General features: G+C 48.3%; 20 protein-coding genes. 18 read left to right on the top strand and 2 right to left on the bottom strand.

Annotated features, from left to right (window positions below; all coding sequences use genetic code 11):
• Positions 1-171: 171 nt before the first annotated feature.
• From AUC31_RS08275 to AUC31_RS08245, 7 genes are all read left to right on the top strand, one after another.
• Positions 172-600, top strand: a complete 429-nt coding sequence (locus AUC31_RS08275) for a YlbF/YmcA family competence regulator (protein ID WP_058380497.1) — start codon at positions 172-174, stop codon at positions 598-600.
• Positions 601-735: 135 nt separating this feature from the next.
• The gene (gene mutS / locus AUC31_RS08270) at positions 736-3,261 is read left to right on the top strand and encodes a DNA mismatch repair protein MutS (RefSeq protein WP_058380498.1); all 2,526 of its coding nucleotides are present in this window, start codon (positions 736-738) and stop codon (positions 3,259-3,261) included.
• A gap of 4 nt (positions 3,262-3,265) precedes the next feature.
• Complete coding sequence (mutL, locus tag AUC31_RS08265; RefSeq protein WP_058380499.1) at positions 3,266-5,110, top strand: DNA mismatch repair endonuclease MutL; 1,845 nt, start codon at positions 3,266-3,268, stop codon at positions 5,108-5,110.
• Positions 5,111-5,189: 79 nt separating this feature from the next.
• Positions 5,190-6,110 carry an alpha/beta fold hydrolase gene (locus AUC31_RS08260; protein ID WP_058380500.1) on the top strand — a complete coding sequence of 307 codons (921 nt, stop codon included), beginning with the start codon at positions 5,190-5,192 and terminating at the stop codon, positions 6,108-6,110.
• The gene (miaA, locus tag AUC31_RS08255; RefSeq protein ID WP_058380501.1) at positions 6,103-7,047 is read left to right on the top strand and encodes a tRNA (adenosine(37)-N6)-dimethylallyltransferase MiaA; all 945 of its coding nucleotides are present in this window, start codon (positions 6,103-6,105) and stop codon (positions 7,045-7,047) included. Before AUC31_RS08260 ends, miaA begins: the two co-directional genes overlap by 8 nt.
• Positions 7,048-7,065: 18 nt before the next feature.
• Positions 7,066-7,290 (top strand): RNA chaperone Hfq, encoded by a 225-nt coding sequence (gene hfq, locus AUC31_RS08250; RefSeq protein WP_058380502.1) that lies wholly within the window; start codon positions 7,066-7,068, stop codon positions 7,288-7,290.
• A gap of 37 nt (positions 7,291-7,327) precedes the next feature.
• A complete protein-coding gene (locus AUC31_RS08245; RefSeq protein WP_058380503.1) occupies positions 7,328-7,630 on the top strand; it encodes a rhodanese-like domain-containing protein in 303 nt (100 codons plus the stop codon).
• A gap of 32 nt (positions 7,631-7,662) precedes the next feature.
• On the opposite strand, the gene AUC31_RS08240 is transcribed toward AUC31_RS08245, so the two are convergent.
• On the bottom strand, positions 7,663-8,271 hold the full coding sequence (locus tag AUC31_RS08240) for a trimeric intracellular cation channel family protein (protein WP_058380504.1): 609 nt from the start codon (positions 8,269-8,271) through the stop codon (positions 7,663-7,665).
• Between the two features lie 139 nt (positions 8,272-8,410).
• On the opposite strand from AUC31_RS08240, the gene AUC31_RS08235 reads away from it, so the two are divergent.
• From AUC31_RS08235 to AUC31_RS08215, 5 genes are all read left to right on the top strand, one after another.
• Positions 8,411-9,613, top strand: a complete 1,203-nt coding sequence (locus tag AUC31_RS08235; RefSeq protein WP_418054984.1) for a methionine gamma-lyase family protein — start codon at positions 8,411-8,413, stop codon at positions 9,611-9,613.
• 114 nt (positions 9,614-9,727) lie between these two features.
• The gene (locus tag AUC31_RS08230; protein ID WP_058380506.1) at positions 9,728-10,114 is read left to right on the top strand and encodes a MerR family transcriptional regulator; all 387 of its coding nucleotides are present in this window, start codon (positions 9,728-9,730) and stop codon (positions 10,112-10,114) included.
• Between the two features lie 38 nt (positions 10,115-10,152).
• Complete coding sequence (gene glnA / locus AUC31_RS08225) at positions 10,153-11,487, top strand: type I glutamate--ammonia ligase (protein WP_058380507.1); 1,335 nt, start codon at positions 10,153-10,155, stop codon at positions 11,485-11,487.
• Positions 11,488-11,679: 192 nt separating this feature from the next.
• Complete coding sequence (locus tag AUC31_RS08220) at positions 11,680-12,210, top strand: hypothetical protein (protein ID WP_058380508.1); 531 nt, start codon at positions 11,680-11,682, stop codon at positions 12,208-12,210.
• 60 nt (positions 12,211-12,270) lie between these two features.
• Positions 12,271-12,474 (top strand): hypothetical protein, encoded by a 204-nt coding sequence (locus tag AUC31_RS08215; RefSeq protein WP_058380509.1) that lies wholly within the window; start codon positions 12,271-12,273, stop codon positions 12,472-12,474.
• A 153-nt stretch (positions 12,475-12,627) separates the two neighbouring features.
• On the opposite strand, the gene lexA is transcribed toward AUC31_RS08215, so the two are convergent.
• Positions 12,628-13,248, bottom strand: coding sequence for a transcriptional repressor LexA (gene lexA / locus AUC31_RS08210; RefSeq protein WP_058380510.1), 621 nt, complete (start codon positions 13,246-13,248; stop codon positions 12,628-12,630).
• A gap of 167 nt (positions 13,249-13,415) precedes the next feature.
• On the opposite strand from lexA, the gene yneA reads away from it, so the two are divergent.
• The 6 genes from yneA (at position 13,416) to AUC31_RS08180 (ending at position 18,445) form a co-directional block, all read left to right on the top strand.
• Positions 13,416-13,733 carry a cell division suppressor protein YneA gene (gene yneA, locus AUC31_RS08205; protein ID WP_058380511.1) on the top strand — a complete coding sequence of 106 codons (318 nt, stop codon included), beginning with the start codon at positions 13,416-13,418 and terminating at the stop codon, positions 13,731-13,733.
• Positions 13,730-14,383: a YneB family resolvase-like protein gene (locus AUC31_RS08200; protein WP_058380512.1), complete on the top strand. Its 654-nt coding sequence runs from the start codon at positions 13,730-13,732 to the stop codon at positions 14,381-14,383. The genes yneA and AUC31_RS08200 overlap by 4 nt, the downstream gene beginning before the upstream one ends.
• A gap of 58 nt (positions 14,384-14,441) precedes the next feature.
• A complete protein-coding gene (locus AUC31_RS08195) occupies positions 14,442-14,675 on the top strand; it encodes a DUF896 domain-containing protein (protein WP_058380513.1) in 234 nt (77 codons plus the stop codon).
• An 85-nt stretch (positions 14,676-14,760) separates the two neighbouring features.
• Positions 14,761-16,761 (top strand): transketolase, encoded by a 2,001-nt coding sequence (tkt, locus tag AUC31_RS08190; protein ID WP_058380514.1) that lies wholly within the window; start codon positions 14,761-14,763, stop codon positions 16,759-16,761.
• Positions 16,762-17,111: 350 nt separating this feature from the next.
• A complete protein-coding gene (locus AUC31_RS08185; RefSeq protein WP_237150733.1) occupies positions 17,112-18,065 on the top strand; it encodes a PstS family phosphate ABC transporter substrate-binding protein in 954 nt (317 codons plus the stop codon).
• Positions 18,066-18,211: 146 nt separating this feature from the next.
• Positions 18,212-18,445 (top strand): YneF family protein, encoded by a 234-nt coding sequence (locus AUC31_RS08180; RefSeq protein WP_058380516.1) that lies wholly within the window; start codon positions 18,212-18,214, stop codon positions 18,443-18,445.
• Positions 18,446-18,485: the final 40 nt, after the last annotated feature.

Raw genomic sequence — 18,485 nt, 5'->3', positions numbered from 1 at the left:
AGTATAATGGTTAGAGATGGACGAATGGCTGGCTTGAGACGAAATTCTTGTCGTGCTTAGCGAATTCACTGTACAATCGTAAGCGAAAGTGTTCTGACAGATAAAGAAAATCAAAATACAGTGTCTGATGCCAGCTCTCGGCACCGGACCAGGAAATGGGTGTCTACGGTAATGACTTATACAAAACAACAAATCGTCGATAAAGCGCGTGAAGTAGCGGACATGATCGCTGAAACAGAAGAAGTGGATTTCTTTAAACGTGCAGAAGCACAGATCAATGAAAACCAGCAGATCCGTGAAAAAATCGCCAGCTTGAAAAGCCTTCAAAAACAAGCCGTCAATTTCCAGCATTATGGAAAAGAACGCGCGCTTGAATTGATCGAAAAGAAAATCCAGAAAATCGAAGATGAAATCGACGCTGTGCCAATCGTTCAGGAATTCAAGCAATCACAAAGCGATGTCAACTCGCTATTGCAGATGGTCTCTACGGCGATTGCCAATCAAGTGACGAACAACATCATCACCGATACCGGCGGCGACTTGCTGCGCGGCGAAACAGGATCCAAAGTAAGAAACGATGGCGGCGGGAGCTGCTCATAAGCCACAGCGCGGAACGAATTGCGCAGTGATTTTATAGAAACTGAAAGAGCCCAGCTCTTTCAGTTTTTTCGTTTCTGACTGTGAGTTTGTTATAATGGGGAGACGAATAATTGATTGAATGAGAGAGGGTAAACAATGGCACCGACACCAATGATCCAACAATATTTGCAAGTGAAATCAGAGTACCAGGATGCATTCCTGTTTTTCCGTTTGGGCGATTTTTATGAAATGTTCTACGACGACGCCATCAAAGCGTCCCAGTTGCTAGAAATCACATTGACGAGCCGCGGCGGCAACGGAGAAGACCGCATTCCGATGTGTGGGGTGCCACACCATTCCGCGAAAAACTATATTGACCAGCTGATCCAAAAAGGGCATAAAGTCGCGGTATGCGAACAAGTGGAAGACCCAAAAACGACCAAAGGCGTAGTCAAGCGCGAAGTGGTCCGCCTCATCACGCCTGGGACGCATACCGAAGGCAAGAGCGTCGATGCCAAGGCGAATAATTTCATTGCGGCAGCAGATGAAGTGGCAGGCGGTTTCGGCCTCGCATATTTGGACATCTCAACAGGCGAATCAACCGCCACATACATAGCAGGCAACGAAAAAGCATTGCTCAACGAACTCCAGGCGCTGCACATCCGTGAATTGGTCGTCTCGGAGCAATTGCGCTTATTGCTCGCAGAAGAAGACCAGCAACTCATTTTATCAGTCGAGCATATGGAAGCGCCGTTTACGGCGGAACCGGCCTTGTTCGCCAACTGCCCAAGCGAGCTGGAAATGTGCGGCAAGCGATTGCTTGCCTATATCGCAGCGACCCAAAAGCAATCGCTCGGCCATATCCAGCCCTTCGCATTCCGTGAAAATGCCCGCATCCTGGGCATTGATTATTACTCGAAACGTAATCTTGAGTTGATCGAATCCATTCGAGGCGGAGACAATAAAGGCACGTTATTATGGCTATTGGACGAAACGGTCACGGCCATGGGCAGCCGCAAGTTAAAGCAATGGCTTCATCAGCCCTTGGCGGACCGCTTTGCAATCGAAGCACGGCAACAAATGGTCGAAGCTTTAATGGACCGCTATTTCGTGCGAGTGGAATTACAGCAATTATTGAAACAAGTATATGACTTGGAGCGTTTGTCTGGCCGTGTGGCATTCGGCAGCGCTAGCGGGCGGGATTTGGCGCAGCTGCGCAATTCCTTGGAGAAGATTCCAGAACTCGTACGTGAGCTTGAAGATTCAGGCCACGCCTCGCTCGAGCAATTCAGCGCCGGTTTGGATCCTTGCCCGGAAGTATGCGAGTTGCTGGCAGCGATCAGCGACAATCCGCCACTATCCGCCAAAGAAGGCGGCATCATCCGCGACGGCTTTAACGCGCAATTGGATGAATACCGGGACGCTTCACGAAACGGCAAGGATTGGATTGCGGAACTCGAGCAAAAAGAACGGGCCAAAACCGGAATCCGATCGTTGAAGATCGGCTATAACCGGATTTTCGGCTATTATATTGAAATTTCAAAAGCCAATATGCATTTGGCGGACCTTGAACGATACGAAAGAAAACAGACCTTGGCAAACGCAGAGCGCTATATTACGCCGGAATTGAAAGAAAAAGAAACTTTGATTTTAACGGCTGAAGAAAAGAGCCTGACACTGGAATACGAATTATTCGTCAGCGTGCGCGAACAAGTAAAGGAATACATTTCGCGCATCCAGCAATTGGCTTCAAAAGTCAGCGCACTCGACGTCTATATCAGCTTTTCGGAAGTCGCGGAAAAATACCGCTTCACGAAACCGGTCTTTAACGACGGGCGAAAAATTTCGATCCGCGAAGGCCGCCATCCGGTCGTCGAAAAAATGCTCAATAAACAGCATTACGTACCGAACGACTGTGAACTCGGCGACGACGGCAATATGCTATTGATCACTGGCCCGAACATGTCGGGGAAAAGCACTTATATGCGCCAAGTCGCTTTGACGATCGTCCTGGCACAAATCGGCAGCTACGTCCCGGCGGCTTCTGCGGAACTTCCGATCGTCGACCAGATCTTCACGCGCATCGGTGCAGCGGATGACCTCGTCTCCGGCCAAAGTACGTTCATGGTCGAGATGATGGAATCGCAGTACGCGATCACCCATGCGACGGAACGCAGTTTGTTATTATTCGATGAAATCGGCCGCGGTACATCCACTTATGACGGCATGGCGCTGGCACAGTCGATGATTGAATACATCCATGAACAGATCGGCGCGAATACCTTGTTCTCAACGCATTACCACGAACTGACGGCTTTGGAAGAAACCTTGCCGAAGTTGAGCAATGTCCATGTCTCGGCAATGGAGCAATCCGGAAAAGTCGTCTTTTTGCATAAAGTGAAACGCGGGCCGGCCGATAAGAGCTACGGCGTCCATGTGGCGGAACTGGCCAATTTGCCGGAAGCGATTTTGCGCCGCGCGCGCGAATTATTGCTTAGTTTCGAGGCAGATAACCACAAAACGCAGCAGCAAGCAGAACAATTATCGTTTTTTGATGAACGGGATACGGTGAATGAAGAAGTGCTGCAAACGATAAAAGATGCGTCGATTTCACGAATGACGCCGCTTGAAGCATTGCAGCTGATCAACGACTTGCAGGAGAAAATAAGCGGAGGAGGCTGATCCCATGGGCAAAATCCGGTTGATGGACGAACCGCTGTCCAATAAAATCGCGGCAGGGGAAGTCGTCGAACGGCCGACTTCTGTCGTTAAGGAATTGGTGGAAAATGCGATTGATGCCGGTAGCACGGCTATTGAAGTGCTCTTGCAAGAAGCAGGGCTGACATCGATACAAATTATCGATAACGGGGCGGGAATGGACGAAGAAGACGCGTTATTGTCTTTTTCGAGACATGCCACGAGCAAAATCGAGAATGAACATGATCTGTTCCGCATCCGTACGCTTGGTTTCCGTGGAGAGGCGCTGGCAAGTATCGCTTCCGTCTCGAAAGTGGTGTTGCACACATCCGACGGAACAACAGGGACCCACCTGGAGATCGAAGGCGGGCGGCTCATTGAACAGCGTGCAGGGGCCTTGCGGCAAGGGACGGATATCCGCATCGGCCAGTTGTTTTTCAATACGCCGGCAAGATTAAAATACATGAAAACCTTGCAGACAGAACTCGGACATACAATTGATTTAATGAACCGATTCGCGCTCAGTTATCCAGGGATTTCATTCCGCTTGGTCCATGACGGCAAGCAATTGCTGCAGACAGCGGGAAGCGGCGAGATCCAGCGTGTGCTGGCAGATATTTACGGAGTGGCCATCGCCAAGAAAATGATCGCGTTTGAAGGCGAATCGCCTGATTACCAAATCGAGGGCTTTGCTTCACTTCCTGAAATTACGCGTGCCAATAAAAATTACATCTCGCTGTTCGTCAATGGCCGCTGGGTTAAGCATTACGCCATCGCCAATACGGTGCATAAGGCATATCATACGTTCCTGCCGCTGGAGCGCCAGCCGATTGTCGTCTTGAACATTAAAGGGGACCCCTATTTGACGGATGTCAACGTGCATCCTTCTAAACAGCAGATCCGGCTGAGCAAAGAAAAGGAATTGCTCGAACTGGTCCATGACACGATTCGACGTGCCATCCAGACCGCCGTTCGCGCACCCGTCATCGAGAAGCCGAAACCGGCCAAGCAGGCGCCGAGCCGGCAATTGGATTTGTGGAAGCGCCCCGTTGAAGAAACGGTGCGCCATCAACCGGAACCCCTGTCATCGATGGATTGGAAACAGGACAAACTAAAAGAACGAGTCGAGGATTTCAAGCTGGAGCCAAGGCTTGAACCGGTCTATGAACCGGCCCAGGAACCGGTAGAAAACGTGAAGGGACCTTTTGATGAACCCGAAAGCCGTCAAGCGATTGACGACAGTCCTCAATTTCCAGAACTGGAAGTGGTCGGCCAGATCCACGGGACCTACATTGTGGCACAAAGCTCGGACGGCTTTTATTTGATCGATCAACATGCAGCCCAAGAACGCATCAAGTATGAGTTTTTCCGTGAAAAAGTCGGCGAAACTGACTCGAACGAACGCCAGTCGCTGCTTCTGCCGTTAACCTTTCATTACAGCCGCGATGAGGCACTGCATTTGAAAGATCAATTGAATGCTTTGGAAGAAAGCGGCGTGTTTCTCGAGGAATTCGGCGATACGACGTTCATTGTCCGGGAATATCCGACCTGGTTCCCGAAAGGTTTTGAACAGGAAGTCATCGAGGATTTAATTGAGCAAGTGTTAGCCGAGCGCAGGGTCGATATTAAGAAATTGCGTGAAGATGCGGCCATCATGATGAGCTGCAAACGTTCGATCAAAGCAAACCACTTTCTGCAAAAGCATGACATGGAACGTTTATTGGCTGATTTAAAAAATGCAGAACAGCCATTCACTTGCCCCCACGGGCGCCCGGTCATCATTCATTTCAAAACTTACGATATTGAAAAAATGTTCAAGCGCGTCATGAATTGAGTGCCTGCGCTTAACGGCGACTACTTAAGGGAATGGCAGAAGATGTATCATTATAAGATTACAGAAAGGATGTGGATCAATGGACATGACAAGTTCATTCGTTCGAATGTCGGATGGCCACGAACTCTACTGCAGCTTGCATAGGGCGGAAAATCCGAAAGGCCATGTGCATATTATCCACGGGATGGCGGAACATAGCGGCCGCTACCAAGATTTTATCCATTTACTTAACGAACAAGGATTTACAGTGTCAGCGCATGACCAAAGAGGGCACGGCAAAACAGCGGAACACAATGGTTCAGCTGGGTATTTTACGGAAAATGAGGGCTTCTTGCGCGTCGTCAAAGATGCACACGAAGCCATTGTTTATGCACAACAAGAAATCGGCAAGCTGCCGTTCACGCTCATCGGCCATTCGATGGGATCGTTTGTCGCCAGGCGCTATTTGCAGCTTTATGGAAATCAAGTGGACTGCGCTGTGCTGTCTGGTACCGGCGGGCATCCTGGATATTCATTGTCTGCAGGAGTCGCTGTGGCGAAAAGCTTCAGCAGGCTCGAAGGGAAATCAAAGATCAACCCGTTTCTCGGGAAGTTGATCTTCGGCAGTTACAATAAAGATTTTCTGGATGAAAAATCCAAGTTTTCCTGGTTGAGCCGCAATACAGAAACAGTCGCACAATACGAAGCGGATCCGTGGTGCGGATTTGAAATGGCCAATCAATTTTATGTCGACTTGTTCGAAGGCTTAGGGATCATTCATCAAATGGATGAAGTCAGGCGAATTCCCAAAAATCTCCCCGTCTTGTTCATCAGCGGATCGATGGACCCGGTCGGCGCAAAAGGCAGCGGCGTATTCGAAGCGGCGGCCCAATTTGATAAAGCAGGCATCGAAAACGTGAAAGTCTATATGGCAGAAGAAGGCCGCCACGAAGTGCTGCATGAGTTGAACGCTGAAACGTACCAGCAAGTCATTGTCGATTGGATAAATGATTATGGTTGAAGTGATCGCCATTGTCGGCCCGACAGCTTCCGGCAAGACCGCACTAAGCATCGAACTTGCCAAACGTTTGAATGGAGAGATCATCAACGGGGATTCAATGCAGGTTTATCGGGGAATGGATATCGGGACGGCTAAAATCCGCCCGGAGGAGATGGACGGTATCCCGCACCACTTGCTCGACATTCGGGACCCGGACGAATCGTTTTCAGTTGCTGAATACCAATCGCTGGTCCGCGAGAAGATTGCGGAAATCCAACAGCGCGGCAAGCTGCCAATCATCGTCGGTGGGACGGGGCTATATGTCCAATCGGTGCTGTTCGATTACCGCTTCTCCAAGCAGCAAGTAGATGAAGAACTCAGGCAGACGCTGAATGCTGAACTCGAACGCTTAGGACCCGGGGCGATGCACAGCAAGCTAATGGAATTGGATCCCGAGATCGATATCCACCCGAACAACACGCGGCGCGTCCTGCGTGCACTGGAAATTTTATTGAGCGGCGAGGAAAAAGAGGACGGCAGTCTGGCAAGGACGCCGATGTATGATGAATTGATCATCGGCCTCGACGTTCCGAGGGCTAAACTGTATGAGCGCATCGATAGCCGCGTCGACGGGATGATGGAATCGGGATTGTTGGATGAAGTCCGGCGCTTGCATGACAGCGGACTGCGTGATGTCCAGTCCATTAAAGCGATCGGTTATAAGGAATTGTATGCATATTTCGATGGCATGTATTCATTGGAAGAGGCGGTTGCGAAACTGAAACGCAATTCAAGACAATACGCCAAGCGTCAATTTACATATTTCCGCAATAAAATGCCGATTCTTTGGCTGGATGCAACAGTGGATGCGGAAAACAATTTGGGAGAAATTATGCGTTTCTGGCAGGAAAACGACCGGAATCGTCGAATTGAACAAATGGCCAAAACTATACGCTAGAGAAACAGGGGGAGTTCCATGAAACCGGTTAATATCCAAGATGTATATTTAAACCAGCTGCGCAAAAACAATATATTCGTTACGGTGTTTTTGCTGAACGGCTTCCAATTGAAAGGCACCATCAAATCCTACGATAATTTCACGGTACTCGTGGAGACGGAAGGCAAGCAGCAATTGATCTACAAGCATGCCATTTCGACTTTTTCACCGGCAAAACCGGTGTCGATTGAACATCAGGAGTAAGTGGGGCAATTGCACAGCAAGATAGGAGGGGTAGCGGATGAAATCAATCAGCACAGATGAACTGAACCAGAAAGTCGATGCTGGAGACGAACTACACATCATTGATGTTCGCGAGAAAGATGAAGTGGCTGCCGGCATGATTCCAGGAGCCCGGCACATTCCACTCGGTGAATTGCCGGAGCGCACCGAGGAGTTGGATTCCTCGAAACAGTATTATGTCGTCTGCCAGGCAGGCGGCCGCAGCGCAAAAGCTGCAGAATACTTGGAATCGAACGGATTCCATCCAGTCAATGTCGACGGCGGCATGTCGTCATGGCGCGGCGTTACAGTTTACGGATGAGAAAAAGCCGATCGGCAATTGCCGGTCGGCTTTTATGATGTGGTGAGTATTTTTCGTGTCGGCAATTTCCACTTATACGTATAGGATAAGATCCTCAGCGATGTAATAGCCAAAAACAAGGCGTAAAGCATAAAATCGGTTCGGATAACATCAATGCTGATCAGCAACCCAGCGATTGCTGCCCAAACAGCATATATTTCCGCCTTCAACACCAAAGGCTTTCTTCCTGCAAGAAGATCCCGCACCATGCCGCCGCCTGACCCTGTCAACACTGCAGCCACAACAGCTGCATAGACCGGCAACCCTAATTCGACCGCAAATAAAGCGCCTTGCACCGCGAATGCGGACAAGCCGATCGCATCGAAGAAATGGCCCCAGCGATTCCAGTGGCCAAGTGTCTTATGCGGGAACAAGAACACGATGGTAATGGAGATGAGCGCTAATTGGAACATGAATTCCTGTTCCCATAGAGCGGATACGGGCACCCCAATCAATAGATTGCGGATGGCTCCGCCGCCGAATGCGGTAACGACGCCAAGCAGATAGACGCCGAAAATATCGTATTCCTCTTCCATGGCGATGATCGCCCCGGATACCGCGAAAGCAATGGTCCCGATGGCGCTTAGTACTTCCCAAGCCATTATTCGACGCCCTCCTTAACTTAAACAACTCTATGAATTGTAGCAGAATTGGAGTCATTTTCAAATAGCCTAATGAGCAATCAACCACCGAAGAGAAATGGAGATTCCTATGTATAACCTAATCAAAAAGACAGAAGATATGATTCGACCGCAATTACAAGCTGCAGATGATATCGCCTTGCAAAATCAGCAGAAAGTGCTTGAAGCCTTTCACCGGCAGAAAGTGAGCGACCATCACTTCCACCCATCTACTGGCTACGGTTATGATGACGAAGGCAGAGATACATTGGAGCGTGTCTATGCTGACGTGTTCAAGGCAGAAGCGGCGCTTGTCCGCCCGCAGATCATCTCCGGCACGCACGCTATTACCATCTCGCTGTTCGGCATCTTGCGGCCAGGGGATGAACTCCTATACATCACAGGGCAGCCCTATGACACGCTCGCTTCGATCGTCTCGGGCGGAGCGGAAGATACAGGTTCCCTCAAGGATTTTGATATCTCCTACCGGCACGTGGACCTGGACGAACAGTATAAAGTGGATTGGCCAGCTGTTAAGCAAGCCATCGCACACAACACCAAAATGATCGCGATTCAGCGTTCGAGAGGCTATGATAACCGGCCATCTTTCACTATCAGCGAAATCAAGGGCATGGTCGAAAAAATCCGGGACCTCAAGCCGGACGCTGTTATATTCGTCGACAATTGCTACGGCGAGTTCGTAGAAACCGAGGAGCCGATTGAAGCAGGTGCAGATTTAATAGCCGGCTCTTTAATTAAGAATCCGGGAGGAGGCCTTGCCAAAATCGGAGGGTACATCGCTGGCAAACGTGTTTTTGTTGAAAAATGCGCTTACCGGATGACCTCTCCGGGTATAGGAGGGGAGGCTGGAGCTTCTCTCAATGCGCTCGCTGACATGTATCAAGGGTTTTTCATGGCTCCGCATATCGTGTCCCAAGCCTTGAAAGGGGCGGTTTTCACCGCAGCCTTATTGGAGACGGCCGGCATGAAGACCAGCCCTCATTACAGTGCAGCACGGACAGACCTGATTCAATCGGTATCTTTCCAGACGGCTGAACAGATGGTAGCGTTTTGCCGTGCGATCCAAGCGAATTCCCCGGTCAATGCGCAATTTCTGCCCGAGCCTGCTTATATGCCGGGCTACGAAGATGATGTCATCATGGCGGCCGGTACCTTTGTTCAAGGCGCGAGCATCGAATTGACGGCTGATGGGCCGATTCGGGCGCCATTTACCGCATTCGTCCAAGGCGGATTGACTTATGAACATGTGAAGCTCGCGGTTGTCCATGCATTGCATGTCCTGGAGAAAGAACAATTGCTATAATTGCTTTTCAAAACACTCTGAAAAAATCATGTCAGAAAATCTAACATCCGTTTGACAAATAACCTGACATGTAATAAACTGAAAATGTAGTAATTAGTGAAATGGGTGAAACTTATGACAAATCGGGTTCGCCGCACCATGCCCATTCTCCCGATCAGCATCGTAATGCAACTGACGGATTTGACAGCACGGCAAATACGCTATTACGAAGAGCAAAAGCTGATCAGTCCGGCCAGGACAGAAGGCAATAAGCGCATGTTTTCATTGAATGATGTCGATGCGCTGCTCGAGATCAAGGATTATCTGGAGCAGGGACTCAATGTTGCGGGCATCAGAAAACTGTACGAAACAAAAGAGATGCCGCTTAACGATCAAGCCGAGCCGAAGACATTGAGCGATGCAGAACTCCGCAGCTTGCTGCGCGAGGAGATGAAGCATCAGGCACGGCCGTTTAGCCAGGCGTCCCAACGACACGGTGATTTATCCCGTTTCTTTAAATAAGCGGGCTACATAATATAACCTAGGAGAGTGAACAGTACATGAGCAAGTATTCAAAAGAAGACATTATTCGTTTGGTAAAAGAAGAAGACGTCAATTTTATCCGCCTGCAATTCACCGACATTCTCGGCGTTATCAAAAACGTAGAAATCCCAACATCACAGCTTGAAAAAGCACTCGATAACAAAATGATGTTTGATGGATCTTCAATCGACGGCTTTGTCCGCATCGAAGAATCCGATATGTATTTGTTCCCAGATCTTGATACATGGGTTGTATTCCCATGGATTACAGGAAAAGGAAAAGTTGCACGTCTAATCTGCGACATTTACAATGCAGACGGAACGCCATTTGCTGGCGATCCACGCACAAACTTGAAGCGTGTCTTGAAAGAGATGGAAGAACTTGGATTCACTCATTTCAACCTAGGGCCAGAGCCGGAATTCTTCCTGTTCAAACTTGATGAAAGAGGCGAACCGTCTCTTGAGTTGAATGACCACGGCGGCTATTTTGACTTGGCGCCGATGGACCTTGGCGAAAACTGCCGACGCGACATCGTGCTTGAACTGGAAGAAATGGGCTTTGAAATCGAAGCATCCCACCACGAAGTAGCTCCAGGACAGCATGAAATTGACTTTAAATATGCGGATGCCATCAAAGCTTGCGATGATATCCAAACGTTTAAATTGGTTGTTAAGACGATTGCCCGTAAACACGGCCTTCACGCAACATTCATGCCGAAACCATTGTTCGGCGTCAACGGATCAGGCATGCACATGAACGTTTCCTTGTTCAAAGGCAACGAAAATGCTTTCCTAGATGAAGATGGCGATTTGAAGCTGAGCAAAACGGCTTACCAGTTCATGGCAGGCATCATCGAGCACGCGAAAGCATTCACAGCTGTCACAAACCCGACAGTCAACTCGTACAAACGCCTTGTACCAGGTTATGAAGCACCTTGCTACATCGCTTGGTCAGGTAAAAACCGCAGCCCGCTGATCCGCATCCCTGCTTCACGCGGCTTGTCTACACGCGTAGAAGTGCGTTCAGTTGACCCTGCTGCTAACCCTTACTTGGCTATGGCTGTATTGCTAGGCGCAGGACTTGACGGCATCAAGCGTGATTTGACTCCGCCAAAAGCTGTTGACCGCAATATCTATGCAATGAACCGCAAAGAACGCAAAGAAGTCGGCATTGAAGATCTGCCAGGCACATTGTATGCAGCACTTGACGAGTTGCAAAATGATGAAGTCATGACAAAAGCGCTCGGTTCACACATTTTGAATAACTTCGTGGAAGCGAAGGAAATCGAATGGGATATGTTCAGAACAAGCGTGCACCCATGGGAGCGCGAGCAATACTTGAAAATGTATTAATAGCGAAAAAACCGGAGCCCAGCGCTCCGGTTTTTTTATGATGGAAAATGACTTAGGCCATACGGTAAGCGGCGTAAAGCGAACGCTAGGAAAACTGTCTAAAGTTTGTGTCCTTTCACACATACGCTGACAGATGAAAACGTGGTAAGATTTTACTTATATGAAAGAACTTTTAATATCTGGAGGGATAAAATGCGGTTTATGAATGTCATCATCGTCTTTCTCATTGCCTTTTCGTTCGCGGGAATCGCTTTGTATGCAGTGGGACCGAATCTATCTTCGGAGGCAGTAGCGCAAAAAGCATTTGAAGAACTCGAGCAAAGCGGCAAGATGGAGGAAATGGTCCAGCAAATCGAAGCGGATCCGGAAGTCAGCCGCTATATGGAAGAATGGCAGTCCCAGCAAGAGATTCCGCAAGAATCTCAAGAAAGCGGGATGGAGGGCCAGTTGGAAGAAGAAGCAATTAATGAAAGCGATTCTATCGAAATTGAACCACCGCAAGTGCCGGAAGAGCAGGAATTGGCTTTTGATACTAAGGAAGATGCGGCAAGTGTCATGATGGAAAAAGTCGGCTTCCGCAACTTGCTGAAAATGAAAAATGCAGTTGAAAACGACACGATGACAGCTGAACAGGTCATGGATGAACTCGACGACGATTTAAATGAGGAAGAAATGCTGGCTCTGAAAGTGATGATTTTCAAGGAATGGCAAAACCGAAACTAAACAACAGTTTATGCTACACTAATATATGCATTTCCATTCATTTTGAAGGGAGGAATCTCGGTGAAAACGTTTCAAGTAGAATTCTTCTTTGATCAAGGGAATACCATCGTGCATACAGTAAAAGCGATCGACAAGGAATCGGCCATCAGCCAAGTGCCATCGAACGGCACTTATGAATTGACGGACGAAGCGAATGGCAAGATTTACCGCATCACCATCAACTTGGTAAAATACATCGTCGTAACAGAAACGCAAGCAAACTAAAAAAATAAGACAGCCGGAGATAAGCATCTCCGGCTGTCTTTCTATCATCAAGATTACATAAGATAATTATAGGTAGACACAAAACGATAGAAAAAAGGAGGAACTTTTGCTTTCCTCCTTTTTTCTATCGTTTTGTGTATTAAGGCTATATGTTTAATGGATTTGGCGGTAGACGCCGACGACTTTTCCGAGAATGCTCACCTGGTCGACAATAATCGGATCCATTGACGAATTTTCGGGCTGCAAGCGGAAGTAATTGTCCTCACGGAAAAAGCGTTTAACGGTTGCTTCATTTTCCTCGGTCATGGCGACAACGATGTCCCCATTATCCGCAGTCTGCTGTTGCTTGACGACGACATAATCGCCATTCAGGATGCCGGCTTCGATCATACTTTCACCCATGATTTCCAACATGAAGATATGGTCTTCTTCCGTGCCGTAAGTTTGAGGCAGCGGGAAGTATTCTTCGACGTTTTCGATGGCGGTGATCGGCATCCCCGCTGTGACTTTACCGATGAGTGGCACATGGAGGACAGGGCTCTTATCGATGAGCGCTTCTTCTGAGCCGATGATTTCGATGGCTCTTGGTTTGGTTGGGTCGCGGCGGATCAGCCCTTTGCTTTCGAGTCTCGCTAGATGGCCGTGGACTGTCGAACTGGATGCAAGGCCGACCGCTTCGCCAATCTCCCGGACGGAGGGTGGATAGCCTTTTGCACGGACTTCATCTTTTATGAAATTCAGGATGTCTTCCTGACGCTTAGATACTTTTTTCACCAGTTTCACCTCTTTATAGGATTTATTCAAGATTAACTATCTATAGTATAGCAACTCGGGCATTGAAATGCAAACATAGGTTCGAATTTAATCTTGACAAGAAACGTCTGTTCGCTTTACTATGAGAACATACATTCCGAACAAATATCCTAAAGGGGGCGGCTTGAATGACATTCTTTCGACGGAACTCATATTTAGTTTTCTTTTTCTCACTCATAGTAGTGTTTACATTTTACACGGTGATCAGCCATAACGCCGAAAAGCAGCAATTGGGCGAGCTGCAAATTGAAAAAGGTGATACGCTATGGGAGTTAGCTGAATCGTTCAGCGGCGAAACTCCCCATCATGAATGGATAGAAGAGATCATGGAAGTGAATAATTTGAAGACGACGAAAATCGTGGCAGGGCAATCATTGAAGATTCCAGCAGAACAGTTGAACTTCACGCCGGATGAAACTAAATATTATGCAGGTGATGCAGAATGAAGAAAAAAGCTTTAGTTTACTGCCGTGTCAGTACCACTAAAGACGAGCAGGAAACTTCGCTCGAACGGCAGGAAGAAGAATTGCTGTCGTTTGCATTCGAGCAAGGCTACCTGGTGGAAGATGTATACAGTGACCAGCACAGCGGATATGAAATGGATCGTGAAGGGCTTCTCGAGATGCTCAATCAAGTGAAGAGCCAAAAGGTCGATGCCGTGTTCATCCAAGATGAGACGCGCCTTGGCAGAGGGCATGCACGTATCGCTTTATTGCATGTCATGAAAAAACATGAGGTCGATGTCTATACGCTATCGGATCATGGCCCGATCGCCTTGAACGATATGGATGACATGGTCCTTGAAATTTTGGCCATCGTGGAAGAATACCAGCGCAAAATCCACAATGCCAAGATCAAACGGGGCATGAAGCGTGCGGTGGAGAATGGCTATAAGCCCGAGCGCAATTTAAAAGGAAAAGGCAATCCGGACGGCCGTGAGCGACTGGATCTTCCGGTAGATCAGATCGTCAGCCTAAAAGCGAGCGGCTTGACCTTCCATGAAATCGCGGTTACGCTGCAAGGCTTCGGCTACCAAGCAAGCAAAGCGACGGTGCACCGCCGTTTCCGCGAGTACCAGCAAATGAAAGAAAGCTGAAATCTTGCACTGTCCCGCCTTTTTTTGTACCATGGAGCAGTAGAAAGGGGGACTTTACATGCTATCTCCAGATAAGATCGGACGCATCAATGAACTGTCCAAAAAGTCCAAGCGCGACGGGCTGTCGCAAGAAGAAGCAAAAGAACAATCGGCGCTGCGCCAGGAATACTTGCAAAGTTTCCGCAAGTCGATGCGTGGAACGATTGAAAATGTCACCGTCATCGATCCGGAAGGAAAAGACGTAACGCCAGACAAAATTAAAAATAAACGGGAGAATAAGTATTTGAATTAATACTTATTCTCTTTTTCGTTGTATTCTTCCCTAGAGTTGACTAAACTAGAATAGGATTAAATTTAGTTTCAGAGAGGATGTCACTATGTCAAACCATGCAGATCAACTTGCAGTAAATACCATTCGAACACTTTCCATCGATGCGATTGAAAAAGCCAATTCCGGACACCCGGGACTTCCAATGGGCGCCGCTCCAATGGCGTATACACTCTGGACAAAACATATGAACCATAACCCGAACAACCCAGACTGGTTCAACCGCGACCGTTTCGTCCTGTCAGCAGGACACGGCTCCATGCTTCTTTACAGCTTGCTTCATTTAAGCGGATACGGATTGCCGATGGAGGAAATCAAAAACTTCCGCCAATGGGATTCGAAGACGCCAGGACATCCTGAATACAAGCACACAGTCGGTGTCGAAGCGACAACTGGGCCGCTTGGCCAAGGGATCGGCATGGCAGTCGGCATGGCAATGGCAGAACGCCATTTGGCAGCTACATACAATAAAGATGGCCTCGACATCATCGACCACCACACGTTCGCTCTTTGCGGAGACGGGGATTTGATGGAAGGGGTTGCCGGAGAAGCGATTTCGCTTGCAGGGCACTTGAAACTGGATAAATTGGTCGTTTTGTATGACAGCAACGACATTTCACTCGACGGCGATTTGTCGATGAGTTTCTCAGAGAACATCCAGAAGCGTTTCGAGTCATACGGCTGGAACTATCTCCGTGTGGATAACGGCAACGATATGGACGATTTGTCTGAAAAAATCGCTGAAGCGAAAAAATCTACGGACAAACCGACATTGGTGGAAGTCAAGACGGTCATCGGCTATGGTTCCCCGAACAAATCCGGTAAAGCGGATTCGCACGGTGCACCACTTGGCGAAGATGAAATGAAATTGACGAAAGAATATTATAAATGGACGTTCGATCAAGATTTCCATGTTCCGGAAGAAGTTTACGAAACCTTCAAAGAAGCGACAGAATCACTAGGCGCTAAAGCGGAAACAGCTTGGAACGAATTGTACAAGCAGTACGAAGAGCAGCATCCTGAACTTGCTTCCCAGCTGCAAGCAGCGATCCGCGGTGACTTGCCGGCTGATTTCGACTCACAGTTCCCACAATACGAAGTCGGCAAAAAACAAGCGACGCGTGCATCATCCGGTGATATGGTCAATGCCATCGCTAAGACGGTTCCTTCGTTCTTCGGCGGCAGCGCTGACCTTGCTGGTTCGAACAAAACCAATATCAAAGACGGCGGCGACTTCGATGCTGAGCATCCAGAAGCCCGCAATATCTGGTTCGGCGTTCGTGAATTCGCAATGGGTGCTGCACTTAACGGCATGGCGCTTCACGGCGGCTTGCATGTCTTCGGTGGTACGTTCTTCGTGTTCAGTGACTACGTCCGCCCAGCGATCCGCCTAGGCGCATTGATGGGGCTTCCAGTTACCTACGTGTTCACGCATGATAGCGTAGCGGTTGGAGAAGACGGCCCGACACATGAACCAATCGAACAGCTTGCATCACTTCGCGCAATGCCAAACTTGGGCATTATCCGCCCAGCCGATGCGAACGAAACAAAAGCGGCATGGCGCTTGGCGCTCACGTCTAAAGACAAGCCGACCTTGCTCGTATTGTCCCGCCAAAACTTGCCAGTCCTTGAAACGACAGGTGAAAAAGCGGAAGAAGGCGTCGAAAAAGGCGCTTACGTCGTGTCTCCAGCTGATGACGCACAAGCCTTGCTTCTAGCGACTGGATCTGAAGTCAGCCTAGCAGTAGAAGCACAGAAACAATTAAAAGAACAAGGCATCTCGGTGTCTGTTGTGTCGATGCCATCATGGGATCGTTTCGAACAGCAGGATAAAGAGTACAAAGAATCCGTCTTGCCGAAAAACATCACAAAACGCCTCGCCATCGAAATGGGCTCCTCATTCGGTTGGGACCGCTACACTGGATTTGAAGGCGATATCCTCGCGATCGATCACTTTGGTGCAAGTGCCCCTGGTGAGAAAATCATGGAAGAATTCGGTTTCACGCCTGAAAACGTTGCATCCAAAGTGAAGCAATTGATCAACGGGTAAATTCCGTTTTTGAGAACGAAAAGAAAGTCTTGAAATAAGTTGAAGCCGTCAGAAGTTAACTTCTGGCGGCTTTTTTTTAGTGGGAAGTTTTTTGTTCGATCATTTTATAGCCCTGTCCGGTTATAATCATTTTAAGAGGTGGGATTATGAAGAAACTATGGAGTTTAATACCAGCGTTTGCTATTTTCATCGCTATAAGCATTGTCGGCTTTTTTGGAGGCATCATGTTATTACTCTCGGGGGAAAGGGGGTGGCTGCCGCTGTTTTTCTTTGTTCTGCTTTTTTTATTTTTTATTTTTTTATTATCCAAGCGAATTGGCGACGCAAAAAGGTGGAAACAGACAGCGGTAGTGTTCGTTGTTCTTGCCATCATGCTCGCCGTTTGGCCGCTTTACCAAGCTTATTTGGATTCCATCCCTGCCGTTTCGGCTGAAGTGGACATCTATTCATATATACCGTTTCAAGAAGACTCCAAGTTGAATGTGTTGGAGGAGGAGCCCGAACTCCAGTTTGAAGGGGATTTGCCAAGGCTTGACGGAGCGACCGCGCTTTACCCAATATATGCAGCCGCTGCAGAAATGATGTATCCAGAAGATTGGTATGAACCATCAGCTAGTGAAGTGATGGTCAATACCACGCCTTTTGCTTATTCCAATTTGTTCGAAGGAGAGGTGGATGCAATTTTTGCCGCTGCGCCATCACAGGGGCAGTTGAAAACAGCAGATGCCAAGGGGCTCGAGCTTACACTGACGCCGATCGGGAAAGAGGCGTTCGTCTTTTTCGTCCATGCAGACAACCCGGTCGAGTCATTGAGTTCTGAAGATCTTCGCATGATCTATAGCGGCGAAATCACCGATTGGTCTTCAGTTGGTGGAGATGCTGAAGAGATCAGGGCTTTCCAGCGCCCTGAAGACAGCGGCAGCCAAACAACGCTGCTTCAGTTCATGGGCGAGGTGCCGGTGATGGAGGCTCCCCGTGAAAACATAGAAGAAGGCATGGGCGGCATCATCGATCAGGTGGCAGAATATAAAAATCACAAAAATGCGCTCGGTTTTACATTCCGTTTCTACGGGGAGGAAATGGCCGGCAATAAAGTGATTCGATACTTGGCTATCGATGGCATTGTGCCGTCAGTTAACGCCATTCGAAATGATGAATATCCACTAACTTCGGAGTTTTATATCGTCACCACGCAGCATAGCAGCCCGGAAGCCTTGGAACTGGCAGAATGGTTCACTTCCAGTCAAGGGCAGCGCTTGGTCGAAAAAGCGGGATATGTGCTCTTGAATTCGTCTGGCGAGTGAGCGTACCGTCGCTGCTCGGGGTGTGATGGGAGGCAGTCTTTGTTTCTCCGCAATTTTAATGCCGTTCATATAGTCACGTCCTGAAATTTATAGTATAATCCTTTTTGGTGCATGATTTAATTGGCAACACGAAGGAGGTAATTTGTATGGATACATGGATCTGGATTGTTATCGTAATTGTGGCTTTACTCGCAGGTGTTGCACTTGGATTCTTTATCGCTCGCCGATACATGATGAAATATTTGCAGGACAACCCACCGATCAACGAAGAGATGCTGCGGATTATGATGATGCAAATGGGTCAAAAACCATCTCAAAAGAAAATCAACCAAATGATGGCTCAAATGAACAAAGCCTCGACAAAACCGGGCAAAAAATAAACGCTTATGCAATTATTCGCCCATAGGTGATGAATACAAG

The organism is Planococcus rifietoensis, assembly GCF_001465795.2.
In the GTDB taxonomy this organism is placed as follows: Bacteria; Bacillota; Bacilli; order Bacillales_A; family Planococcaceae; genus Planococcus; species Planococcus rifietoensis.
This window is presented reverse-complemented; position numbering and strand designations above follow the sequence as displayed.

Bases quoted from the DNA above. Each gene is read 5' to 3' on its own strand.
- miaA (WP_058380501.1), top strand. From the start codon at position 6,103: ATGGTTGAAGTGATCGCCATTGTCGGCCCGACAGCTTCCGGCAAGACC.
- tkt (WP_058380514.1), top strand. From the start codon at position 14,761: ATGTCAAACCATGCAGATCAACTTGCAGTAAATACCATTCGAACACTT.
- mutS (WP_058380498.1), top strand. From the start codon at position 736: ATGGCACCGACACCAATGATCCAACAATATTTGCAAGTGAAATCAGAG.
- AUC31_RS08230 (WP_058380506.1), top strand. From the start codon at position 9,728: ATGACAAATCGGGTTCGCCGCACCATGCCCATTCTCCCGATCAGCATC.
- AUC31_RS08195 (WP_058380513.1), top strand. From the start codon at position 14,442: ATGCTATCTCCAGATAAGATCGGACGCATCAATGAACTGTCCAAAAAG.
- glnA (WP_058380507.1), top strand. From the start codon at position 10,153: ATGAGCAAGTATTCAAAAGAAGACATTATTCGTTTGGTAAAAGAAGAA.
- AUC31_RS08245 (WP_058380503.1), top strand. From the start codon at position 7,328: ATGAAATCAATCAGCACAGATGAACTGAACCAGAAAGTCGATGCTGGA.
- mutL (WP_058380499.1), top strand. From the start codon at position 3,266: ATGGGCAAAATCCGGTTGATGGACGAACCGCTGTCCAATAAAATCGCG.
- AUC31_RS08220 (WP_058380508.1), top strand. From the start codon at position 11,680: ATGCGGTTTATGAATGTCATCATCGTCTTTCTCATTGCCTTTTCGTTC.
- hfq (WP_058380502.1), top strand. From the start codon at position 7,066: ATGAAACCGGTTAATATCCAAGATGTATATTTAAACCAGCTGCGCAAA.
- AUC31_RS08200 (WP_058380512.1), top strand. From the start codon at position 13,730: ATGAAGAAAAAAGCTTTAGTTTACTGCCGTGTCAGTACCACTAAAGAC.
- AUC31_RS08275 (WP_058380497.1), top strand. From the start codon at position 172: ATGACTTATACAAAACAACAAATCGTCGATAAAGCGCGTGAAGTAGCG.
- AUC31_RS08240 (WP_058380504.1), bottom strand. From the start codon at position 8,271: ATGGCTTGGGAAGTACTAAGCGCCATCGGGACCATTGCTTTCGCGGTA.
- AUC31_RS08180 (WP_058380516.1), top strand. From the start codon at position 18,212: ATGGATACATGGATCTGGATTGTTATCGTAATTGTGGCTTTACTCGCA.
- AUC31_RS08260 (WP_058380500.1), top strand. From the start codon at position 5,190: ATGGACATGACAAGTTCATTCGTTCGAATGTCGGATGGCCACGAACTC.
- AUC31_RS08235 (WP_418054984.1), top strand. From the start codon at position 8,411: ATGATTCGACCGCAATTACAAGCTGCAGATGATATCGCCTTGCAAAAT.
- yneA (WP_058380511.1), top strand. From the start codon at position 13,416: ATGACATTCTTTCGACGGAACTCATATTTAGTTTTCTTTTTCTCACTC.